Genomic DNA, 20,271 nt, shown 5'->3' on the forward strand with positions numbered 1-20,271 from the left:
TGTTTTGTCACAAAGTCTGAATTTTCTGTTTATAGAATGCGCGCATACTTGCCCCTCGAACTGACCTGGACCCCTTATGCCACGGCGCTTATTCAAACGGTACATGCCCGACCCCACCAGTATCAGGGAACACAAGTCATTACAGTTTCTTGGCACGCTGCTGCATGACCCGAACCTTTGGCACCTGAATCGGCACTCAGTGGCCCGTGCGATGGCGGTGGGCCTGTTCGCGGCATTTATCCCGATTCCGTTGCAGATGCTGTTGGCTGCAGTGCTGGCAATTACCGTGCGCGGCAATATGCCCATCGCCATCAGCCTGGTTTGGCTGACCAACCCGATTACCATGCCAGTGGTATTTATCTGCACCTACATGACCGGTGCCTGGTTGATGAACGTACCACCGCGCAGCCTGCCCGATGACTTGACCTGGGAATGGATCAGCGGTCAGTTGAGTACGCTGTGGCAACCCTTCTTGCTGGGCTCGGTAGTATTGGGCATGGTGCTCGGCGCATTGGCCTATTGCCTGACCATGGGCTACTGGCGCTGGTGGGTTGCGCATCAATGGAAGAAACGCAAGCAGCGCCGGGCAAACGCCTAACGCGCCAGCAAACGCAGGTGCACACGTAAGCCCTGGCCGGTGTTTTCTGCCCACAGGCTGCCGTCCTGGCGTTGCACGGCATTGCGCGCGATGCTCAGGCCCAGGCCGAAGCCACCATCGCCGGGCCGTGAGCCGTCCAGGCGTGTAAACGGCGCGAAGATCCGCTCCAGATCCCCCTCGTCAATCCCCCCGCCCTGATCCTCCAGCCACAGGTGCCAGTACTCGCCATCGCGCCGCCCGTCCAGGCACACAACTCCATCCACCGGCGAATGACGTATGGCGTTGCGCAGGATATTTTCCAGGGCCTGGGCCAGGGCGTTCAGGTTGCCGCGCACCCAACAGTCAGCCGCCAGCAGGCAAGGCAATCGCGATACGGGCCAATCGCTTTCAAAGCATGCATTCTCCCGCAGCATGTCCCACAGTGCCTGCACCTGAAGATCTTCCTTGGGCAGCGGCGCCCGCTCCGTGTCCAGCCAGGCCAATTGCAGGCTGTCTTCCACCAGGCGCTGCATGGCATCGATCTCTCGGCCTAACCGCTCGCGCAACTGCGCTAGGTCTTGCTCACTGTCACAGGCCACGCGCAAGCGGCTCAACGGTGTACGCAGTTCATGGGACATGTCCCGCAGCAGTTGCTGCTGCAACACCACCGTGCCCTGCAACCGCTCGGACATATGATCAAACGCACGCCCCAACTCGCCCAGTTCATCCTGGCGACTGGTGGCGTCGTGGGACATCCGCGTATTCAACTGATCAGCTCGCCAGGCATTGGCCTGCTCGCGCAGTTGATTGAGGGGCATGATCAACAGCCGATACAGGCCAACGCACAGCAACAAGGTAAACAAACCGGGGATCACCCCGTTGGTCACCACCCGCCAGAACACTTGATAGCGCCCCGGCATAAAACGCTGCGGCAGTTCGATGACCAGCGAACCGGCGCCCGGATCAACCGCAAACGGGATCTTGAGCCACGGCAAGCCCTTGACGTGGCGACTCACCGGCCAATCCAGGCCGCGCAGGAAGGTCAGGCGCTGGCTCTCTGTATCGGTCAGCGGGTAGCTGCTCAACGACTGCAAGTCATTGCCGATCACACCGATCCAGGTACGTTCCTGCTTGCCCATGGCCTGCAGCCATGCATCAACACCCGCATGACCGCCTCGGTTCCAGGCCTGCTCGGCGCTGACCGCATAACCACTCAACGTAACCCTCGCCTCGTCGGACAGGTACGCGTTCTTTTGCTCCATGTAGCGGCCCCAGGACCAACTGAGCCAGATCATCAGCAGGCAGAAGGCAATCAACAGGCAGGCGAGCTTCCAGAATAACGAATGCTTGCCCGGCAGCCGTTTCAGCGCACCGTCAAAGCCCATCGTCATGACCACTCAACACATAGCCCTTGCCCCACACCGTGCGCACTTCGCGCTCGTTGTAGCCGATGGCCTTGAGCTTGCGACGGATCTGGCTGATGTGCATGTCGAGGCTGCGGTCATGGGGCGCATAGCCACGTTGCAATACATGCTGGTAGAGGAACGCTTTGCTGAGGACTTCTTCGGTATTGCGGTGCAGGGTTTCCAGCAGGCGATATTCGCTGCGGGTCAGGCCAGCCGAGTGTTCCAGATGAAACACATCGCACAGCTCGTCGTCGAACCGCAGCGTGCGGGCGTCCCCACGCTCCGGCGCAAGTGTCGCCAGCGGGCGCCGATCCAGGGCCACCCTGCGCAGGATGGCTTCGATCCGCACGCGCAACTCGACCATGCTGAAGGGTTTAGGCAAATAGTCATCGGCCCCCAGGCGAAAACCGCTGACGCGATCGGCCTCGGCGCCCAATGCCGACATCAGGATCACCGGGATCGAATGGCTCTGGCGCAGATGGGTCAGAATCGACAAGCCGTCCAGCCCCGGCAGCAGGATATCCATCAACACCACGTCGAACGCCTGTTCGCGGGCCATCTCCAACCCTTGCTGGCCGTTCTGGCACCACGTGACCTGGAAGCCACAGCGCCCCAGATGCTCGTGGACATAGGCGCCCAGCACGGGGTCATCTTCAATGGTCAGGATACTGGGTAGGCCAACTGCTGCGGGATTCATTAGCGTCTGCAAGTCATTCTCAATCACTGATTATTCAAGATAACCCCGGCGCAGGCAATCGCCACACGACGCCAAACAGGCCGAAGATTGCGCCCTGTCATTAATTTGCAAGATTCCAGGCCGCGCAAATGGCTACACTGCGCAGGTGGCGCGGGCCGGACGCCGGCGCGGAAGATTGATATCAGTGTGGTAGCAGGAGAGTGGCGTGCTTAGAAGAATGGGGATAAAAGGCCGCGTACTGTTGCTGAGCTTATTACCGACCAGCCTGATGGCCTTGTTGTTGGGCGGCTACTTTACCTGGATGCAGCTCTCGGAATTGCAGGCCCAATTGCTGCAACGCGGCGAAATGATCACCGAGCAACTGGCCCCGCTGGTGGCTCCTGCGTTAAGCAGCAAGAACACCGACCTGCTGGAACGCATTGCCACTCAGTCCCTGGAGCAACTGGACGTGCGCACCGTGGCGTTCCTCGCACCGGACCGCACGCCCCTCGCCCACGCCGGCCCGACCATGCTCAACCAGCCGCCGGTCGGCAACAGTTCGCACCTGCTGCAACGCACCGAGAACGACGCCACGCGCTACCTGCTGCCGGTGTTTGGCCGCCATCGCAACCTGGCGGGCGACCTGATCCCCGATGAAGCCGACCGCCTGCTGGGGTGGGTCGAGGTAGAACTGTCCCACAACGGTATGTTGCTGCGCGGCTATCGCAGCCTGTTCGCCAGCCTGCTGTTGATTGCCATCGGCCTGATCTGCACCGCAGCCCTGGCGCTGCGCATCAGCCGTACGATCAACGGACCGATTGGTCTGATCAAGCAAGCCGTGGCCCAACTCAAGGACGGCAACCTGGAAACCCGCTTGCCGCCTTTGGGCAGCCAGGAACTCGATCAGCTCGCCTCAGGCGTCAACCGCATGGCCGAAACCCTGCAAAACGCCCAGGAAGAATTGCAGCACAGCATCGACCAAGCCACCGAAGACGTGCGCCAGAACCTGGAAACCATCGAAATCCAAAACATCGAGCTGGACCTGGCGCGCAAAGAGGCGCTGGAGGCCAGCCGTATCAAGTCCGAGTTCCTGGCCAATATGAGCCATGAAATCCGCACGCCGCTCAACGGCATCCTCGGCTTTACCCACCTGCTGCAAAAAAGCGAGCTCACGCCGCGCCAGTTGGACTACCTGGGCACTATCGAAAAATCCGCCGACAACCTGCTGGGCATCATCAATGAGATCCTCGACTTCTCGAAGATCGAGGCCGGCAAACTGGTACTCGACAGCATCCCGTTCAACCTGCGGGACTTGCTGCAAGACACCCTGACCATCCTCGCTCCCGCCGCCCATGCCAAGCAGTTGGAACTGGTCAGCCTGGTCTACCGCGACACGCCGCTGGCGCTGGTGGGCGACCCGCTGCGGCTCAAGCAGATCCTCACCAACCTGATCAGCAACGCGATCAAGTTCACCCGCGAGGGCACTATCGTGGCCCGAGCGATGATTGAAGAAGAACAGGAAGACAGCGTGCAACTTCGCATCAGCGTGCAGGACACCGGCATTGGCCTGTCCAGCCAGGACGTGCGCGCGCTGTTCCAGGCGTTCAGCCAGGCCGATAACTCGCTGTCACGCCAGCCGGGCGGCACCGGGCTGGGCCTGGTGATTTCCAAGCGCCTGATCGAGCAGATGGGCGGTGAAATCGGAGTAGACAGCACGCCGGGTGAAGGCTCGGAGTTCTGGATCAGCCTGAACCTTCCCAAAACCCGCGGCGACATTGAAGACCTGCCCTGCGCGCCACTGCTGGGCCACCGCGTGGCGGTACTGGAAAACCACGAACTGGCGCGCCAGGCCCTGCAACATCAACTGGAAGACTGCGGCCTGGAAGTCACGCCGTTCAATAGCCTGGAAAGCCTGACCAACGGCATCACCAGCGCCCATCAGACCGAGCAGGCCATTGACTTGGCCGTGCTCGGCGTAACCGCCAACGACATTCCGCCCGAGCGTCTCAACCAGCACCTTTGGGATCTCGAACGCCTGGGCTGCAAAGTGCTGGTGCTGTGCCCTACCACCGAACAGATGCTGTTCAACCAGTCCGTGCCCAACCCCAACAGCCAGTTGCAGGCCAAGCCGGCGTGCACCCGCAAGCTGCGCCGCGCCCTGTCCGACCTGATCAGCCCGCGCCCGTCGCGCAGCGAGCCGGGCGAGCCGCTGTCCAGCCGTGCGCCCCGTGTGCTGTGTGTCGACGACAACCCGGCGAACCTGCTGTTGGTGCAAACCTTGCTGGAAGACATGGGCGCCCAAGTGCGTGCGGTAGAAAGCGGTTATGCCGCAGTCGATGCGGTAAAACAGGACACCTTCGATCTGGTGCTGATGGACGTGCAAATGCCCGGCATGGATGGGCGCCAGAGTACCGAGGCGATACGCCAATGGGAAAGCGAGGGCCATGGCACGCCCTTGCCGGTGGTCGCCCTCACCGCCCACGCCATGGCCAACGAAAAACGCGCCTTGCTGCAAAGCGGCATGGACGATTACCTGACCAAACCCATCAGCGAACGGCAATTGGCCCAGGTGGTGTTGAAATGGACCGGCCTCGCCTTGCGTAACCAAGTGCCGGAGCGCGTCACCGAAGGTCTGGGCCCAGGCGTGCAGCTTCCGGTGCTCGACCATGAGGAAGGCCTGCGCCTGGCTGCGGGTAAAACCGATCTGGCCGCCGACATGCTCGCCATGCTGCTGGCCTCGCTGGAGGCAGACCGCCAGGCCATTCACGTTGCCCGCGATGCCAAGGACAATCTGGCGCTGATCGAGCGCGTCCACCGCCTGCACGGCGCCACCCGCTACTGTGGCGTGCCGCAACTGCGCGCTGCCTGCCAACGTGCCGAAACCCTGCTCAAGCAGGACGACGCCAAGGCCATGACGGCCCTGGACGAACTGGACATGGCCATCGCCCGGCTGGCCAGTGAAGCGCGGGTCAGCGTCTGACCCTATTTCAAGGCGCTGATCAACTGATAAATAGCAGGGAGCATTTTCAATGCGCGTGATTCTTTTCAGCAGCCAGACCTACGACCGCGACAGCTTCCTCGGCGAGCCGCTGCCACCGGGCCTGGCGCTGCAATTCCAGCCTGCCCGGCTCACTCTCGACACCGTGGCCCTGGCCGAACACCACGAGGTGGTCTGCGCCTTTATCAACGACGACCTCAGCGCCCCGGTGCTGGAACACTTGGCCAAAGGCGGTACCCGGCTGATTGCCCTGCGTTCGGCGGGTTACAACCATGTCGACCTCGCCGTCGCCAGGCGCCTGGGCCTGAGCATCGTGCGCGTGCCAGCGTACTCGCCCCATGCGGTCGCGGAGCACGCGGTCGCGCTGATCCTCGCCCTCAACCGCCGCTTGCATCGGGCCTACAACCGCACCCGCGATGGTGACTTCAGCTTGCACGGCCTCACCGGTTTCGACCTGGCGGGCAAGACGGTCGGTGTGGTTGGTACCGGGCAGATCGGCGCGACATTTGCCAGAATCATGGCCGGGTTCGGATGTACGCTGCTCGCCTACGACCCCTTCCCCAATCCGCAGGTCCAGGCCTTGGGCGCGCAGTACGTGAGCCTGCCCGAGTTGCTCGCGCAAGCGCAGATCATCAGCCTGCACTGCCCGCTGACCACCGACAGTAAACACTTGATCAACGCCCGTGCCCTGGCACAGATGCAGCCCGGCGCGATGCTGATCAATACCGGTCGCGGCGGTCTGGTGGATACGCCGGCATTGATCGAAGCGCTCAAGGACGGCCAACTCGGTTATCTGGGGCTGGATGTCTACGAAGAAGAAGCCCAGCTGTTTTTCGAGGACCGTTCGGATATGCCTCTGCAAGACGACGTGCTCGCGCGCCTGCTGACCTTCCCCAACGTGATCATCACCGCGCACCAGGCGTTCCTCACCCGCGAAGCCCTGGCGGCCATTGCCGGCACCACCCTGACCAACATTGCTGCATGGGCTGATGGCCGGGCGCAGAACCTTGTCGAAGGTTGATCAGCGGTCACATACCAGGCTCATGATGAGCAGGCACCCGTGATAGGATGCCGCGCCTATTTGGAGGATCCATGGCCGAACACGATTTCCGCTTCAGCTTGCTGAGCCCGCAACACACCCTGATCGAATGCCGCGCCCTGGTGCCGGGCCGTTACCAGGTCACCGGCAACGGTGGTTCGATCAAGCACGGGGACGTGCTGATCGTCACCCTGCGCGGCAGTAAAACCCTGTCGATGCGCCTGACCGTCGAAGGCGATGCGCGCTACTCCATCCGCCCGGCGGGCCAATGGGTCGCCATGGCCCAAGGGCCTAAATTCGGCGAGCTGGAGATTCACACCTGGAAGGTCAACTGCGACAGCTGCGACACCGTGCTGGAGTTTGAATTCGCGGTGGAAACCAAGCTGAGCAAGGAGCCGCTGCAGCCTGCCGCCAACGCGCGCATCAAGGAACTGGGCTGGGCCAGCGAAGGCGACAAGCACCGCTGCCCGAAATGCCAGAAGGCTGCGCAATGAAAGGCCTGCTTCTGCTCGCCGCCGTCGGCGCGGCACTGAGCGGCTGTGCCGGTGACGCGGTCAAGCTCAAGCAGGATCACAGTTACGTGGTGGAGTGGATTGGTGAGCGGCCGTTGATGGACTACGCACACCTGACCGTCACCCTCGGCGCCGATGGTCGCGCCTACGGCAATGGCGGTTGCAACCACTGGTTTGCGCCATACACCGTCGAGGGCGACAAGCTCAGCTTCGGCAAGCTCGGCAGCACCCGCAAGCTCTGCGCCGAGGCCCTGATGGAGCAGGAACACCGCTTCTTCCAGGCTCTGCAAGGCGTACAGCGCTGGGATATCTCGCCGATCGAGCAGACGCGCTTCTGGCCGGCCGAGGGCAAGCCGATTCGCCTGTGGCCCGAAGAGGGCTGATCCCGACTCTGTGACTAAATGTGGGAGGGGCAAGCCCGATCCCACATTTGTTTGGAGTTGCTGCTTTAACCGCGCAGGGCCTTGAGTTTGGCCAGTACGCCTTCCGCGGTCTGCTCGCCCATCAACTGCTCACGCACCTTGCCCTTGTCATCGATGATGTAAGTCACCGGCAGGGCCTCGCTGCGCGGAATGTCGAAGATCCCGTCCGGATTCTGTGCCAGCACGGTGAACTTGATGCCCAGCTTGTCGCTGGCGGCTTTCAGTTCCTCACCCTGCACGTTATCGAAATTGACCCCGAACACCCCGACGTTCTGTGCTTTGAGCTGCTCGGCCAAGGCATTGAGCTCAGGGATTTCCGTGCGGCACGGGCCACACCATTCTGCCCAGTAGTTGACCACCAGCCATTGCTTGTCGAGGCGCTCGGCCGCGACTTTCTGGCCATACTGGTCAACGCCATAGTCATTGCCGCAGCCGCTGAGCAGCAAGGTTGTAATGATCGCCAATGCACCGATCAGTCGACGTGTCATGGGGTAATCCTTCGCAAAAATGAACGTTGGCTGCGACCTATCGCCTCTTACGGTTTAAGGACGGGGCGCAGCGCGGGTAGAATACCCGCCACCTTACGCAAGATGCGACCCGCACATGACCGATCTGACGCTTTATCACAACCCGCGCTGCTCGAAATCCCGCGGTGCGCTCGAACTGCTTGAAGCCCGCGGCCTTGCCCCAACCGTGGTGCGCTACCTGGAAACCCCGCTGGACGCGGCGCAAATCAAGGCCTTGCTGGCCAAACTGGGCCTCAGCGCCCGTCAGTTGCTGCGCACCGGCGAAGACGAATACAAAAGTCTCAACCTGGCCGACGCCACCCTCAGCGAAACCCAACTGATCGCGGCCATCGCCGAACACCCCAAGCTGATGGAACGCCCGATCCTGGAAACCGCCGACAAAGCCATCATTGGCCGCCCACCAGAAAACGTACTGGAGATTCTGCCGTGACCACACCGTATGTGCTGGTGCTGTATTACAGCCGCAACGGCTCGGTCAGCGAAATGGCCCGGCATATTGCCCGGGGGATCGAGCAAGGCGGTATGGAAGCGCGTTTGCGCACCGTGCCGGCGATCTCCACCGAATGCGAAGCCGTGGCGCCGAGCATTCCGGACGAAGGCGCGTTGTACGCCAGCCTCGATGATTTGAAAAACTGCTCAGGCCTGGCCCTGGGCAGCCCGACGCGCTTCGGCAACATGGCCGCGCCGCTCAAGTATTTTATTGATGGCACCAGCAACCTGTGGCTCACCGGCGCTCTGGTCGGCAAGCCTGCTGGCGTGTTCACCTCCACCGCCAGCCTGCACGGCGGCCAGGAAACCACGCTGATGTCGATGCTGCTGCCGCTGTTGCACCACGGCATGTTGATCACCGGCCTGCCCTACAGCGAACAGGCATTGCTTGACACCCAGGGCGGCGGCACGCCGTATGGCGCCAGCCACCATGCCGGGCCGGACGGCAAGCGCATGCTCGATCAACACGAAATCGCCCTGTGCCGGGCATTGGGCTTGCGCCTGGCTACCACCGCCACGCTGCTGGAGAATGGCCGTGGCCAAAAAGCCTAAAGTCCTGCCGCCCCAGGCGTGGCTGGAGCCGCGTGTAAAGGTGACACGCGCATTGAGCCTGCTGGCATTTTTTGCCCTGGTGGGCTTGCTGTGCGGGTATTACCTGTTCGTCGCCGACCTGCACGGCGCACGCCCGTGGGTGATCCTGCTGATCGAGCTGGCGCCGCTGCTGTTGCTGGCGCCGGGCATGATCAGCGGCAGTGCGCGGGGGCATTCGTGGATGTGCTTTGCGGTGAACCTGTATTTCATCAAGGGCGCGCTGGCGGCGTACGACCCGAACCGCCAGTGGTTCGGGGTGCTGGAGATGCTGACGAGTCTGGCGGTGTTTTGCACGGCGCTGTTGTATGTGCGGTGGCGGCATCAGTTGGATCGGCGGTTGGCAGCCAATCACCCGTAGCTGTCGAGCGCTACGGGGGGTGTTACTTATGGCGGCGGCTCAGTGGTTGACGGTGTAGGCCAGCATCATCGACAACTGGCACATAGGTCGCCCGCTCTCGGCATGCCACTGGTTGAACGCGCCCTGCACCGTCGCCAGATCGCGCAGGCTGGTCGGCGCCTTGTCGACGATTTTCTGCGCATTCAATGCTGCCACCACGTCATCACTCGGCACAAACGTATCCTTACCCACCATCCGCAAGAAGCGCGGCGCCGACAGCCCGCCCAACTGGTGGCCGTGCTTGCTCAGGTACTTCCAGAGCCCGACGATATCGGTGACCGGCCAGTCGGCGACAAACGCGCCGAAGCTGCCTTTTTCTAGCTCGATGTCCAGCATCATCTGCGCGTTGCGCGGCACGCTCTTGAGCTTGCCCAGGTGACGGATGATCCGCGTGTCCTGCATCAGGCGTTCCAGGTGCTCGGCGCCCATCAGCACGACTTTTTCCGGGTCGAAGCCGAAGAACACCTGTTCGAACGCCGGCCATTTGGCGTCCACCACGCTGTGCTTTAAACCGGCGCGAAACACTCGCAGCGCCAGGGTCGACAGATAACGGTCATCACTGATCTTGCGCAATTGCGCCGGTGTCTTGGGCACCGGCAGGTGGGCTTCCAGTTGAGCCGCTGAACCAAAGCGGTTCAGACAATATTCGTGCAGCCACTTGTAATCGCGCATGCCCTCTCCTGGGGATTGAAAATGAAAACGGCGCCCGTAAGCGCCGTCTTTCAGAGCGTTGAGTTGCGTCAGAGGTTCACTACGTTGACGAAGCGCGAGGCGGCCGTCTCGTCGATTTTCAGGCTGGTGAAGTCAAACAGGTTGCGGTCGGCCAATTGTGATGGCTGTACGTTCTGCAAGCTGCGGAAAATACTTTCGGTGCGCCCCGGCGTCTTGCGTTCCCACTCCACCAGCATCTCCTTGACTACCTGGCGCTGCAGGTTTTCCTGGGAGCCGCACAGGTTGCACGGGATGATCGGGAATTGCTTGAAGTCGGAGTAGGCCTGGATGTCCTTCTCGTTGCAATACGCCAGCGGGCGGATGACTACGTTGCGCCCGTCATCGGCGCGCAGCTTGGGCGGCATGGCCTTGAGGGAGCCATTGAAAAACATGTTGAGAAAGAAGGTTTCGACGATGTCGTCGCGGTGGTGCCCCAGGGCCATCTTGGTCGCACCGATTTCATCGGCAAAGGTGTAGAGCGTGCCACGGCGCAGGCGCGAGCACAGCGAGCAGGTGGTCTTGCCTTCCGGAATCAACTCCTTGACCACCGAGTAGGTGTCTTTTTCGACGATGTGGTACTCGACGCCCAGGGCTTTCAGGTAGGCCGGCAGCACGTGCTCCGGGAAGCCTGGTTGTTTCTGGTCCATGTTGACGGCGACGATCTCGAACTTGATTGGCGCGACCTTTTGCAGGTGCAGCAGCACGTCAAGCAGGGTGTAACTGTCTTTGCCGCCGGAGAGACAGACCATGACCTTGTCGCCGTCCTCGATCATGTTGAAATCGGCGACCGCTTCACCGGCCAGGCGACGCAGGCGTTTTTGCAGTTTGTTCTGGTTGACCGTAAGAGTGCCCATGGCGCTTGAATCCGCTGCTGGTGTGACGAAAAGCCGGGTATCTTACCGATGTCGAGTCCCCACATTCAATGTGGGCCAGCATTCCAATCTGCGATTAGGCCCACTGTTTACAGTGCGATTTGCTCTAAAGCCCCTACAGTTATTCAGGTCATCCCTTCCTATACTGCGACGTGAGGTCGCACATCTATATCCAGACCTTTCAGGCCAATTGGCCCGTGGGCGCTCCGATGGGGGGCGATGGCAATAACGACAGGAGTGACTGGCATGATCCATCACGTCGTGGGGCTTTTTACCCATCCCGACCAGGAATGGCGGGAAATCCGTGGCGATAAAGAAGAAAGCATCGGCCACATGTACCTCACTCACACGCTGATTCTCGCGGCGATCCCTGCGATATCAGCGTTTATCGGCACCACCCAGGTGGGCTGGGTCATCGGTAACCGGGCGCCGGTGATGCTGACCCAGGAAAGTGCGTTGTGGATGACCATCATGTCCTATGCCGCCATGCTCGGCGGCGTGGCGGTGATGGGCGCGTTCATTCACTGGATGGCCCGTACGTACGACGCCAACCCCAGCATGGCGCGCTGCGTGGCCTTTGCGACCTACACTGCCACACCCCTGTTTATCGGCGGGCTGGCGGCACTTTACCCACATATGTGGCTGGGCATGGTCGTGGGCACGGCGGCAATCTGCTACACGGTGTACTTGCTGTATGTAGGCCTGCCGACGTTCATGAACATCGACCCGGACGAGGGTTTCCTGTTTTCCAGCTCGGTACTGGCTGTAGGCCTGGTGGTCCTGGTGGCGATCATGGCGTTTACCGTTATCGTCTGGGGCCTGGGTGTTGGCCCGATCTACACCAACTGACCTCACAACCCCTCAGGCAAGGCCACCGCAAGGTGGCTTTGTGCGTTATGCATGACCATTCGGCACCTGACAGATTCGGAAACACCCGGCTTTGCGGCATACTGGGCCTCTCTGGAGATAGGTACAGCATGCCCGAGCAACTCAATACCCGCGTCGAAGATTGTTTCCTGCAAGCCGAATCCTTTTTCAAACGAAGCTTCAAGCGCCCCCAGGTCAGCCTCAAGCTGCGGGGCCAGAAAGCCGGTGTCGCGCATCTGCACGAGAACCTGCTGCGCTTCAACCCACAGTTGTACCGAGAAAACAGTCAACATTTCCTCAAGCAGACCGTGGCCCATGAAGTGGCGCACCTGATCGCCCATCAATTGTTCGGTGAGCGCATCCAGCCCCATGGCGAGGAATGGCAGTTAATCATGCGCGGGGTCTACGAACTGCCGCCAGACCGCTGCCACACCTATGCCGTGCAGCGTCGCCAGGTGACCCGCTATATCTACCGCTGCCCGTGTGCCGATAGCGACTTCCCGTTTTCGTCGCAGCGTCATGGCATGGTGGCTCAGGGACGGCGGTATTTGTGTCGGCGGTGTCGGCAGACCCTGGTGTTTACCGGGGAAACCCGGGTGGAGTGAGGGCCAAATCGGGGGGCCGCCCCCGATAGCGCCGGGTCAGTCACCCAACCACCTTGGCCCGCCGCAGTTCCGCTATTCGCTGAGCGCTGAGGCCCAACTCCGCCAACACCTCATCACTGTGCACCCCCACCGCCACACCAATATGTCTCGGCGCCGGCAACCCCTCGGAAAACTTCAGCGGGCAAGCCAGCTGCGCCTGGGTCGAACCATCGCCCCTCGGCACCTGGCTGACCAACGCCCGCGCCTTCAACTGCGGGTGTTCAACGGCCTCGCTCAGGCTCAACACTGGCTCTACACACGCATCCACACCGGCAAATAACTCGCACAGCTCATCAAAGCTGCGCTTTTCGAATTCGACTTGCAGCGCCCGCTTGAGCGCAGGATCGAGGCCCAGTGCCGCCAGCTCCGGCCGCCCGAACGCCGCGCACAGTTGCTGCATAAACGCCGGCTCCAGGCTGCCCACCGACATCCAGCGCCCATCACGCGAGCGGTAATAGTCATAGAAACTGCCGCCATTGAGCACATGGGTTTCCCTTTCCGGCTGCACGCCGCAGGCCAGGTAACCGGCGCCAGCCATCGCGTTCAGGCTGAATGAGCAGTCGGTCATGCTCACATCCAGATATTGACCGACACCCGTCTGCTGGCGAGCAATGACCGCTGCGAGCAAACCCACCACGGCATGCAACGAGCCGCCGCCCACATCCGCCAACTGCACGCCCAACGTCAGCGGCCCGCTGTCCTGGCGCCCGGTGTAGCTGGCCACGCCCGCCAGCGCCAGGTAGTTGATATCGTGGCCGGCGCGATCCTTATACGGGCCGGTCTGGCCATACCCGGTGATCGACACATAAATCAGCCGGGGGTTGAGCGCTTTCAAGGCCTCATACCCCAGGCCCAGGCGCTCCATCACGCCGGGGCGAAACTGTTCGAGCACGATGTCGTAGTTCTTGACCAGCGCCCTTACGATGTCCAGGGCCTCGGCCTGCTTGAGGTCCAGCGCCAGGCTGCGTTTATTGCGATTGAGGTAGGCGTGGCTCGCCGAGGTGCCTTGGTCATGGGGTGGCAGCACGCGCAGCAGGTCCATGCGCGTGGGCGATTCGATACGCAGCACCTCGGCCCCCATGTCCGCCAGCATCAACGAAGCAAACGGGCCAGGTAGCAAGGTGGAAAAATCCAGCACTTTGAGGGACGCCAAGGGACCTGACATTTGGGGGCTCCACTTTCGCTTCGAATGCCCACAGACTAGGCAGCCTTACGCCTACCGGCAATCGTCAGAACGATCACCGACGGTGACCGTTTTGATCACGGCGGGCTTTTTCGCGGCGGCGGCTTTATCATTGGCCCACGTTTGCCTGCCGAGTGTTCCATGAAGTTCGCGATTGCCCTGTATTCCGCCGCCCACGCGCCCTCCTCGCGCCGCGCCCTGCTGTTCGCACAGGCCGCGCTGGCCGGCGGGCATGAGATTGTGCGGTTGTTTTTTTATCAGGATGGCGTGTACAGCGCGTCCAATAACGTTGTCGCGCCCCAGGATGAGCAAGACATCGCCCGCCAATGGCGTGAGTTTGTCAGCACTCATCAACTGGACGGTGTGGTGTGCATCGCCGCTGCCCTGCGCCGTGGCGTGCTCAACAGCGAAGAAGCCACGCGCTATCAACGCAGCGCGGTCAACCTGGATGCACCGTGGGCGCTGTCAGGCCTTGGGCAATTGCATGATGCGATCCAGGGTGCTGACCGCCTGATCTGTTTTGGAGGGCCGTGAGATGTCCAAATCCCTATTGGTGATCAGCCGCCAGGCGCCGTGGTCCGGGCCGAGCGCGCGGGAAGCGCTGGATATCGTGCTGGCCGGCGGCGCGTTTGATCTGCCCATCGGCTTGCTGTTCATGGATGACGGTGTGTTCCAACTGGCGCCGTGCCAAGCCGCCAAAGCCGTGCAACAGAAAGACCTGAGTGCCAATCTGCAGGCCCTGGGCCTGTTCGGCATTGATGACGTGTTCGCCTGCGACCACAGCCTGTCCGCACGCGGGCTGCCGCCACCCGCCAACGCGCAGTCGCTGGACAGCCAAGCCATTTCCCAACTGATTGACCGTTACGACCAGGTGATTACCCTCTGATGTCGACTCTACATGTGGTGTCTCATTCCCCGTTTACCGACAGCCGCCTCGACAGCTGCCTGCGCATCTGTGGCGCCGGGGACGCAATCCTGCTGTGTGGTGACGGCGCCTACGGCCTGCACACGCCCGCCCTGCAAACCAAAGGCGTGAAGGTGTTTGTGCTGGCCGAAGACATGCAGGCGCGCAATCTGCCACTACCGGACTGGGCTGACAGCATGGACTATCCCGGTTTCGTGCAACTGTCGATCGACTACGACAAGGTCAACACCTGGCTATGAACACCCTGACCGTAGGCGAGCGCCGCCTCGAACTGGACAAGGACGGCTACCTGGTCGATCTGGACGACTGGTCCACCGAAGTCGCCAATGCCCTGGCCGCCGCCGACAACCTGGAGCTTACGCCGGCCCACTGGGAAATCCTCGAACTGTTGCGCGGGTTTTATGCCGAATTCCAGCTGTCCCCGGCCACGCGCCCGCTGATCAAATACACCGCCCTGAAACTTGGCCCGGAGAAGGGCAACAGCCTGCACCTCAACCAACTGTTCAACGGCACTCCCGCCAAACTCGCCGCCAAGCTGGCGGGCCTGCCCAGGCCGACGAATTGCTTATGACCGACTTTGCCCCACTGACCCTGCAAACCCCTGCCGAGCACCCGTTTGCGCCATTCGTGCGCATCCTGGGCAAAGGCAAGCGCGGCGCGCGTAACCTCACCCGCGAAGAAGCCCGTGAAGCCATGGGCATGCTGCTCGACGAAAAAGTCGAAGACACCCAACTGGGCGCCTTCCTGATGCTGCTGCGGCACAAGGAAGAAAGCGCGGAAGAACTTGCTGGCTTCACCGAAGCCGTGCGCGAACGCCTGGATGCCCCGGCACTGAACGTGGATATCGACTGGCCCACCTACGCCGGCAAGAAACGTCACCTGCCGTGGTTTCTGCTGGCAGCCAAATGCCTGGCCCAGAACGGCGTGCGCATCCTGATGCACGGTGGCGGCGCCCATACGGCGGGCCGGTTGTACACCGAACAATTGCTGCAAACCCTGCAAATTCCCCTGTGCCGCAACTGGCAGCAGGTCGGCGCGGCGTTTGACCAGGGCAACCTGGCGTTCATCCCGCTGGGCGACTGGGCACCGCAGCTGCAACGCATGATCGATTTGCGCAACACCCTGGGCCTGCGCTCGCCGATCCATTCCCTGGCGCGGCTGCTCAACCCGTTGAACGCCCGTTGCGGCCTGCAAAGCATTTTCCATCCGGGCTATCAGGGCGTACACCGCGACGCCAGCGGCCTGCTTGGCGATAACGTGATTGTGGTGAAAGGCGACGGCGGCGAGATCGAGATCAACCCCGACACGATCAGCCACCTGTACGGCACTACCGGCGGCGAGAGCTGGGATGAAGAATGGCCCGCCCTCTCCGCCCAGCGCCATGTCAAACCGGCAACGCTGGAGACAGAGCATTTGAAAGCGCTGTGGCGCGGTGATGTGGAGGACAGCTACCCACAACTGGCGCTGATCGCCACCATGGCCCTGGCCTTGCGCGGCCTGGGCCACCCACGGGAGCAGGCGTTCGAATTGGCCCGGCAGTACTGGGCTGCGCGGGATAAATCGATTTAATCGATCATTCACCCGCAGTCTTTGCGCTTTTAGTTCGAACTCATCCCTTTAGACTGGGCTCCAACGCTTATTAGCCAAGGAGCCAGTCATGGGTTTGCTGATCGAAGGACACTGGAAAGACCAGTGGTACGAAAGTAGCGCAGACGGCGCTTTCCAACGCGAACAGGCGCAGCGCCGCCACTGGGTGACGGCCGACGGCCAGCCTGGCCCGAGCGGCGATGGCGGCTTCAGGGCCGAGGCCGGTCGGTATCACCTCTATGTGTCCCTGGCCTGCCCATGGGCTCACCGCACCCTTATCCTGCGCAAGCTCAAAGGCCTCGAAAGCCTCATCGATGTGTCCGTGGTCAGCTGGCTGATGCTGGAAAACGGCTGGACCTTCGATAAGGCCCACGGCTCCACGGGCGACGCGCTGGATAATTTTGAATTCATGCACCAGCGCTACACCGCCGATACGGCCGACTACACCGGCCGCGTCACCGTGCCGGTGTTGTGGGACAAGCAGCTCCAACGCATCGTCAGCAATGAGTCGGCGGAGATCATCCGCATGTTCAACAGCGCGTTCAACGGGTTGACGGGCAACACCCTGGACTTCTATCCCGAGTCACTGCGCACAACCATCGACGCGCTGAACGAACGCATTTACCCGGCCGTGAACAACGGCGTGTATCGCGCAGGCTTTGCCACGTCGCAGCAGGCGTATGCAAGCGCGTTTGATGATGTGTTTGCCGAACTGGATTATTTGGAGCAGCACCTCAGCGACCATCGCTACCTGGCCGGCGAATACCTGACCGAAGCTGACGTGCGGCTGTTTACCACGCTGATTCGTTTTGATGCGGTGTACTACAGCCACTTCAAATGCAATCTGCGGCGGATTGCGGATTATCCGAACCTGTCGAATTGGCTGCGGGAGTTGTATCAGTGGCCGGGGGTGGCCGAGACGGTGGATTTCGAGCACATCAAGGGGCATTACTATGCGAGCCATCGGACGATCAATCCGACGGGGATTGTGCCGAAAGGGCCGTTGCAGAGGTTTGATGCCGAGCATGATCGTCGGCGCTTGAATGGCTCAGGGGTTTTGAGCTGATCCACGAGATGGTTGTGTCTGAGGGACTCATCGGGGGCAAGCCCCCTCCCACATTTGGAATGCATTTTAATGTGGAAGGGGACTTGCCCCCGATGCTTTCAAGGCTCACACCTGAGACTGGGCGCCTTCAAACCACTTGAGCTTCTCGCGCAACACCACCACCTCACCCACGATCACCAATGTCGGCGCATGCACTTCATGCTCCGCCACCATGCGTGGCAAGTCGGCCAGGGTACCGGTGAACACACGCTGGTTCGAGGTGGTGCCCTGCTGGATCAACGCTGCCGGTGTATCAGCGGCGCGACCGTGCTTGATCAGTTGCTCGCAGATGATCGGCAAGCCAATCAGGCCCATGTAGAACACGAGCGTCTGCGACGGCCCCACCAGATCCTGCCAGGGCAGATCCGACGTACCGTTTTTCAGGTGCCCGGTGATAAAGCGCACCGATTGCGCGTAATCGCGATGGGTCAGCGGAATCCCGGCATACGCCGCGCAGCCACTGGCCGCCGTGATGCCCGGCACCACCTGGAACGGGATGCCATGGGCCGCCAATTCCTCGATTTCTTCGCCACCACGCCCAAAGATGAACGGATCGCCACCCTTGAGGCGCAGCACGCGCTTGCCTTGCTTGGCCAGATCCACCAATTGCTGGTTGATCTGGTCCTGCGGCACGGCATGGTCGGCGCGACGCTTACCGACATAGACCCGCTCGGCATCACGACGGCACAGCTCAAGAATCGCCGGGGCGACCAGGCGGTCGTACAGCACCACATCGGCTTGCTGCATCAGACGCAGCGCACGGAAGGTCAACAGGTCAGGATCGCCTGGACCTGCGCCCACCAGGTAAACCTCACCCGGCGCATACGGCGGTGCACCGTTGACCTTTTCAATCAATAAACGCTCAGCCTCATCGCCCTGCCCGGCCAACTGACGGTCGGCAATCGGGCCCTGGAACACTTCTTCCCAGAACGCCCGACGTTGCTGCACATCCGGGTACAAACCTTTGACCTGGGCACGAAAACGCGCCGCCAACCCGGCCAATTGACCATAAGTCGATGGAATCCAGGTTTCCAGCTTGGCGCGGATCAAGCGTGCCAGCACCGGCGCATCGCCGCCGCTGGACACCGCAATCACCAACGGCGAGCGGTCGACAATCGCCGGGAAGATCACGCTGCACAAGGCCGGCGCGTCCACCACGTTGACCGGTACACAGCGACGCTTGGCATCACTGGATACTTGCGCATTGAGTGGCTCGTCGTCCGTCGCGGCGATGATCAGGGTGCAACCATCAAGGTCGGGCTCCTGATAACCACGCACGTTCAGTTCCCCGCCACTGCCCAGCACCAATTCACGCAACTGGTCTTCGATCTGAGGAGCAACCACCCGCAGCACTGCGCCGGCGTCGGCCAGCAGCCGGGACTTGCGCAAGGCAATTTCCCCGCCACCAACGACCAATACACGGCTGCCGCGCAGGTTATGAAACAGCGGCAGAAATTCCATTTAGCCGATGACCTCAACGCCGGCCATGTAAGGCTTGAGCACTTCAGGTACACGGATCGAACCGTCAGCCTGCTGGTAGTTTTCCAACACCGCCACCAGGGTACGGCCTACGGCCAGGCCCGAACCATTGAGGGTGTGCACCAGTTCCGGCTTGCCGGTTTCCGGGTTACGGAAACGCGCCTGCATGCGACGGGCCTGGAAATCACCGCAGTTGGAGCACGACGAAATCTCGCGGTACTTGTCCTGGCTCGGCACCCACACTTCCAGATCGTAGGTCTTCACGGCGCTGAACCCCATGTCGCCCGTGCACAGAGCCAGCACGCGGTACGGCAGCTCCAGCAGTTGCAGCACGCGCTCGGCGTTGGCGGTCAGGCCTTCCAGGGCTTCCATGGAGGTCGACGGCTCGACCACTTGCACCATCTCGACCTTGTCGAACTGGTGCTGGCGGATCATGCCACGGGTGTCACGCCCCGATGCGCCGGCTTCACTGCGAAAGCACGGGCTGTGGGCCACGAACTTGAGTGGCAGTTGCTTGGCGTCGAGGATCTCGCCAGCGACGATATTGGTCAGCGACACTTCGGCGGTCGGGATCAGGTACAGGTCGGCTTCGCCGTCGCGGCTGATCTTGAACAGATCTTCTTCGAACTTCGGCAACTGGCTGGTACCCATCAGCGCCGGACCTTGCACCAGATAAGGGGTGTAGGCCTCTTCGTAGCCGTGCTCGCCGGTGTGCAGGTTGATCATGAACTGCGCCAGGGCACGGTGCATGCGCGCGATCGGTCCGCGCAGCAACGCAAAGCGCGCGCCGGACATCTTGGCGGCGGTTTCGAAATCCAGGCCACCGGTCAATTCGCCCAGGGCAACGTGGTCCTTGATCTCGAAGTCAAAGGCTTTGGGCGTGCCCCAGCGGCGGACTTCGACGTTGCCGTCTTCGTCTTCACCCACTGGCACAGATTCATGCGGAATGTTGGGGATGCCCAGCAGGATCGAATCCAGCTCGGACTGAATGCCCTCCAGCTCGACCTTGCCGTCGGACAGCTCGGTGCCCATGCGCTCGACGTCCGCCATCAGCGGCGCGATGTCTTCGCCGCGCTGCTTGGCCTGACCGATGGATTTGGAACGCGCATTACGCTCAGCCTGCAGTGCTTCGGTGCGGGTCTGGACGGTCTTGCGCTGTTCTTCCAGCGCTTCGATGCGCGCAACATCCAAGGCAAAGCCACGGGATGCCAGGCGGTCCGCTACGTCCTGAAGGTTGCTACGTAACAGTTTGGAATCGAGCATG

General features: G+C 61.6%; 24 protein-coding genes. 16 read left to right on the forward strand and 8 right to left on the reverse strand.

Going from position 1 to position 20,271, the window contains the following annotated elements; translation table 11 throughout:
* The first annotated feature begins 76 nt into the window (after positions 1-76).
* Positions 77-598 (forward strand): DUF2062 domain-containing protein, encoded by a 522-nt coding sequence (locus tag AB3G88_RS15830; RefSeq protein ID WP_112195857.1) that lies wholly within the window; start codon positions 77-79, stop codon positions 596-598.
* On the opposite strand, the gene AB3G88_RS15835 is transcribed toward AB3G88_RS15830, so the two are convergent.
* Entirely contained in the window at positions 595-1,968 is a 1,374-nt protein-coding gene (locus AB3G88_RS15835; RefSeq protein WP_250924738.1) for a sensor histidine kinase, read from the reverse strand. The genes AB3G88_RS15830 and AB3G88_RS15835 overlap by 4 nt on opposite strands.
* A complete protein-coding gene (locus AB3G88_RS15840) occupies positions 1,952-2,680 on the reverse strand; it encodes a response regulator transcription factor (RefSeq protein ID WP_099586982.1) in 729 nt (242 codons plus the stop codon). Before AB3G88_RS15840 ends, AB3G88_RS15835 begins: the two co-directional genes overlap by 17 nt.
* A 205-nt stretch (positions 2,681-2,885) precedes the next feature.
* Between AB3G88_RS15840 and AB3G88_RS15845 the strand changes: the two genes are divergently transcribed.
* The 4 genes from AB3G88_RS15845 to AB3G88_RS15860 all read left to right on the forward strand — a co-directional run bounded on the left by AB3G88_RS15845 (position 2,886) and on the right by AB3G88_RS15860 (position 7,591).
* Complete coding sequence (locus AB3G88_RS15845; protein WP_480450633.1) at positions 2,886-5,639, forward strand: response regulator; 2,754 nt, start codon at positions 2,886-2,888, stop codon at positions 5,637-5,639.
* A 49-nt stretch (positions 5,640-5,688) separates the two neighbouring features.
* Entirely contained in the window at positions 5,689-6,678 is a 990-nt protein-coding gene (locus AB3G88_RS15850) for a 2-hydroxyacid dehydrogenase (protein ID WP_480450635.1), read from the forward strand.
* 71 nt (positions 6,679-6,749) lie between these two features.
* The gene (locus AB3G88_RS15855; RefSeq protein ID WP_099586985.1) at positions 6,750-7,190 is read left to right on the forward strand and encodes a hypothetical protein; all 441 of its coding nucleotides are present in this window, start codon (positions 6,750-6,752) and stop codon (positions 7,188-7,190) included.
* Entirely contained in the window at positions 7,187-7,591 is a 405-nt protein-coding gene (locus AB3G88_RS15860; protein ID WP_099586986.1) for an META domain-containing protein, read from the forward strand. The genes AB3G88_RS15855 and AB3G88_RS15860 overlap by 4 nt, the downstream gene beginning before the upstream one ends.
* Before the next feature lie 65 nt (positions 7,592-7,656).
* Here AB3G88_RS15860 and AB3G88_RS15865 read toward each other — a convergent pair whose 3' ends face one another.
* A complete protein-coding gene (locus AB3G88_RS15865) occupies positions 7,657-8,118 on the reverse strand; it encodes a TlpA disulfide reductase family protein (RefSeq protein ID WP_099586987.1) in 462 nt (153 codons plus the stop codon).
* 115 nt (positions 8,119-8,233) lie between these two features.
* Between AB3G88_RS15865 and arsC the strand changes: the two genes are divergently transcribed.
* The 3 genes from arsC to AB3G88_RS15880 are packed head-to-tail and all read left to right on the forward strand — an operon-like array spanning position 8,234 to position 9,595.
* Positions 8,234-8,587 (forward strand): arsenate reductase (glutaredoxin), encoded by a 354-nt coding sequence (arsC, locus tag AB3G88_RS15870; protein ID WP_099586988.1) that lies wholly within the window; start codon positions 8,234-8,236, stop codon positions 8,585-8,587.
* Positions 8,584-9,198, forward strand: a complete 615-nt coding sequence (gene wrbA / locus AB3G88_RS15875; protein ID WP_112195870.1) for an NAD(P)H:quinone oxidoreductase — start codon at positions 8,584-8,586, stop codon at positions 9,196-9,198. Before arsC ends, wrbA begins: the two co-directional genes overlap by 4 nt.
* Positions 9,182-9,595: a DUF2069 domain-containing protein gene (locus AB3G88_RS15880; RefSeq protein ID WP_099587037.1), complete on the forward strand. Its 414-nt coding sequence runs from the start codon at positions 9,182-9,184 to the stop codon at positions 9,593-9,595. The genes wrbA and AB3G88_RS15880 overlap by 17 nt, the downstream gene beginning before the upstream one ends.
* Positions 9,596-9,634: 39 nt before the next feature.
* Here AB3G88_RS15880 and AB3G88_RS15885 read toward each other — a convergent pair whose 3' ends face one another.
* Both AB3G88_RS15885 and ttcA read right to left on the reverse strand, forming a co-directional pair.
* Positions 9,635-10,306 (reverse strand): DNA-3-methyladenine glycosylase I, encoded by a 672-nt coding sequence (locus tag AB3G88_RS15885; RefSeq protein WP_480450639.1) that lies wholly within the window; start codon positions 10,304-10,306, stop codon positions 9,635-9,637.
* Between the two features lie 68 nt (positions 10,307-10,374).
* Positions 10,375-11,199, reverse strand: coding sequence for a tRNA 2-thiocytidine(32) synthetase TtcA (ttcA, locus tag AB3G88_RS15890; RefSeq protein ID WP_099586991.1), 825 nt, complete (start codon positions 11,197-11,199; stop codon positions 10,375-10,377).
* A 264-nt stretch (positions 11,200-11,463) separates the two neighbouring features.
* On the opposite strand from ttcA, the gene AB3G88_RS15895 reads away from it, so the two are divergent.
* Together AB3G88_RS15895 and AB3G88_RS15900 are read left to right on the forward strand one after the other, a co-directional pair.
* Complete coding sequence (locus tag AB3G88_RS15895) at positions 11,464-12,066, forward strand: Yip1 family protein (RefSeq protein WP_032889661.1); 603 nt, start codon at positions 11,464-11,466, stop codon at positions 12,064-12,066.
* 128 nt (positions 12,067-12,194) lie between these two features.
* Positions 12,195-12,689: a SprT family zinc-dependent metalloprotease gene (locus AB3G88_RS15900; protein ID WP_032890037.1), complete on the forward strand. Its 495-nt coding sequence runs from the start codon at positions 12,195-12,197 to the stop codon at positions 12,687-12,689.
* Between the two features lie 40 nt (positions 12,690-12,729).
* Here AB3G88_RS15900 and AB3G88_RS15905 read toward each other — a convergent pair whose 3' ends face one another.
* Positions 12,730-13,893: a CaiB/BaiF CoA transferase family protein gene (locus AB3G88_RS15905; protein ID WP_480450641.1), complete on the reverse strand. Its 1,164-nt coding sequence runs from the start codon at positions 13,891-13,893 to the stop codon at positions 12,730-12,732.
* Positions 13,894-14,052: 159 nt separating this feature from the next.
* Between AB3G88_RS15905 and tusD the strand changes: the two genes are divergently transcribed.
* The 6 genes from tusD to AB3G88_RS15935 all read left to right on the forward strand — a co-directional run bounded on the left by tusD (position 14,053) and on the right by AB3G88_RS15935 (position 17,489).
* Positions 14,053-14,445 (forward strand): sulfurtransferase complex subunit TusD, encoded by a 393-nt coding sequence (tusD, locus tag AB3G88_RS15910; RefSeq protein WP_158878062.1) that lies wholly within the window; start codon positions 14,053-14,055, stop codon positions 14,443-14,445.
* Between the two features lies 1 nt (position 14,446).
* Entirely contained in the window at positions 14,447-14,797 is a 351-nt protein-coding gene (gene tusC, locus AB3G88_RS15915; protein ID WP_099586993.1) for a sulfurtransferase complex subunit TusC, read from the forward strand.
* Entirely contained in the window at positions 14,797-15,075 is a 279-nt protein-coding gene (gene tusB / locus AB3G88_RS15920; RefSeq protein ID WP_112195880.1) for a sulfurtransferase complex subunit TusB, read from the forward strand. The genes tusC and tusB overlap by 1 nt, the downstream gene beginning before the upstream one ends.
* On the forward strand, positions 15,072-15,407 hold the full coding sequence (locus AB3G88_RS15925; RefSeq protein ID WP_099586995.1) for a TusE/DsrC/DsvC family sulfur relay protein: 336 nt from the start codon (positions 15,072-15,074) through the stop codon (positions 15,405-15,407). The genes tusB and AB3G88_RS15925 overlap by 4 nt, the downstream gene beginning before the upstream one ends.
* Positions 15,404-16,405: a glycosyl transferase family protein gene (locus AB3G88_RS15930; RefSeq protein WP_250924747.1), complete on the forward strand. Its 1,002-nt coding sequence runs from the start codon at positions 15,404-15,406 to the stop codon at positions 16,403-16,405. The genes AB3G88_RS15925 and AB3G88_RS15930 overlap by 4 nt, the downstream gene beginning before the upstream one ends.
* An 88-nt stretch (positions 16,406-16,493) precedes the next feature.
* The gene (locus tag AB3G88_RS15935) at positions 16,494-17,489 is read left to right on the forward strand and encodes a glutathione S-transferase family protein (RefSeq protein WP_191958880.1); all 996 of its coding nucleotides are present in this window, start codon (positions 16,494-16,496) and stop codon (positions 17,487-17,489) included.
* Between the two features lie 105 nt (positions 17,490-17,594).
* On the opposite strand, the gene cysG is transcribed toward AB3G88_RS15935, so the two are convergent.
* Both cysG and serS read right to left on the reverse strand, forming a co-directional pair.
* The gene (gene cysG, locus AB3G88_RS15940; protein WP_112195886.1) at positions 17,595-18,989 is read right to left on the reverse strand and encodes a siroheme synthase CysG; all 1,395 of its coding nucleotides are present in this window, start codon (positions 18,987-18,989) and stop codon (positions 17,595-17,597) included.
* Positions 18,990-20,270, reverse strand: a complete 1,281-nt coding sequence (gene serS / locus AB3G88_RS15945) for a serine--tRNA ligase (RefSeq protein ID WP_099586999.1) — start codon at positions 20,268-20,270, stop codon at positions 18,990-18,992.
* Position 20,271 lies beyond the last annotated feature (1 nt).

Source organism: Pseudomonas arvensis (assembly GCF_056688935.1).

Bases quoted from the DNA above. Each gene is read 5' to 3' on its own strand.
- AB3G88_RS15905 (WP_480450641.1), bottom strand. From the start codon at position 13,893: ATGTCAGGTCCCTTGGCGTCCCTCAAAGTGCTGGATTTTTCCACCTTG.
- cysG (WP_112195886.1), bottom strand. From the start codon at position 18,989: ATGGAATTTCTGCCGCTGTTTCATAACCTGCGCGGCAGCCGTGTATTG.
- AB3G88_RS15925 (WP_099586995.1), top strand. From the start codon at position 15,072: ATGAACACCCTGACCGTAGGCGAGCGCCGCCTCGAACTGGACAAGGAC.
- serS (WP_099586999.1), bottom strand. From the start codon at position 20,270: ATGCTCGATTCCAAACTGTTACGTAGCAACCTTCAGGACGTAGCGGAC.
- AB3G88_RS15895 (WP_032889661.1), top strand. From the start codon at position 11,464: ATGATCCATCACGTCGTGGGGCTTTTTACCCATCCCGACCAGGAATGG.
- ttcA (WP_099586991.1), bottom strand. From the start codon at position 11,199: ATGGGCACTCTTACGGTCAACCAGAACAAACTGCAAAAACGCCTGCGT.
- AB3G88_RS15865 (WP_099586987.1), bottom strand. From the start codon at position 8,118: ATGACACGTCGACTGATCGGTGCATTGGCGATCATTACAACCTTGCTG.
- arsC (WP_099586988.1), top strand. From the start codon at position 8,234: ATGACCGATCTGACGCTTTATCACAACCCGCGCTGCTCGAAATCCCGC.
- AB3G88_RS15885 (WP_480450639.1), bottom strand. From the start codon at position 10,306: ATGCGCGATTACAAGTGGCTGCACGAATATTGTCTGAACCGCTTTGGT.
- tusD (WP_158878062.1), top strand. From the start codon at position 14,053: ATGAAGTTCGCGATTGCCCTGTATTCCGCCGCCCACGCGCCCTCCTCG.
- AB3G88_RS15840 (WP_099586982.1), bottom strand. From the start codon at position 2,680: ATGAATCCCGCAGCAGTTGGCCTACCCAGTATCCTGACCATTGAAGAT.
- AB3G88_RS15930 (WP_250924747.1), top strand. From the start codon at position 15,404: ATGACCGACTTTGCCCCACTGACCCTGCAAACCCCTGCCGAGCACCCG.
- AB3G88_RS15900 (WP_032890037.1), top strand. From the start codon at position 12,195: ATGCCCGAGCAACTCAATACCCGCGTCGAAGATTGTTTCCTGCAAGCC.
- AB3G88_RS15860 (WP_099586986.1), top strand. From the start codon at position 7,187: ATGAAAGGCCTGCTTCTGCTCGCCGCCGTCGGCGCGGCACTGAGCGGC.
- AB3G88_RS15830 (WP_112195857.1), top strand. From the start codon at position 77: ATGCCACGGCGCTTATTCAAACGGTACATGCCCGACCCCACCAGTATC.
- tusB (WP_112195880.1), top strand. From the start codon at position 14,797: ATGTCGACTCTACATGTGGTGTCTCATTCCCCGTTTACCGACAGCCGC.
- AB3G88_RS15850 (WP_480450635.1), top strand. From the start codon at position 5,689: ATGCGCGTGATTCTTTTCAGCAGCCAGACCTACGACCGCGACAGCTTC.
- AB3G88_RS15835 (WP_250924738.1), bottom strand. From the start codon at position 1,968: ATGACGATGGGCTTTGACGGTGCGCTGAAACGGCTGCCGGGCAAGCAT.
- tusC (WP_099586993.1), top strand. From the start codon at position 14,447: ATGTCCAAATCCCTATTGGTGATCAGCCGCCAGGCGCCGTGGTCCGGG.
- AB3G88_RS15935 (WP_191958880.1), top strand. From the start codon at position 16,494: ATGGGTTTGCTGATCGAAGGACACTGGAAAGACCAGTGGTACGAAAGT.
- AB3G88_RS15855 (WP_099586985.1), top strand. From the start codon at position 6,750: ATGGCCGAACACGATTTCCGCTTCAGCTTGCTGAGCCCGCAACACACC.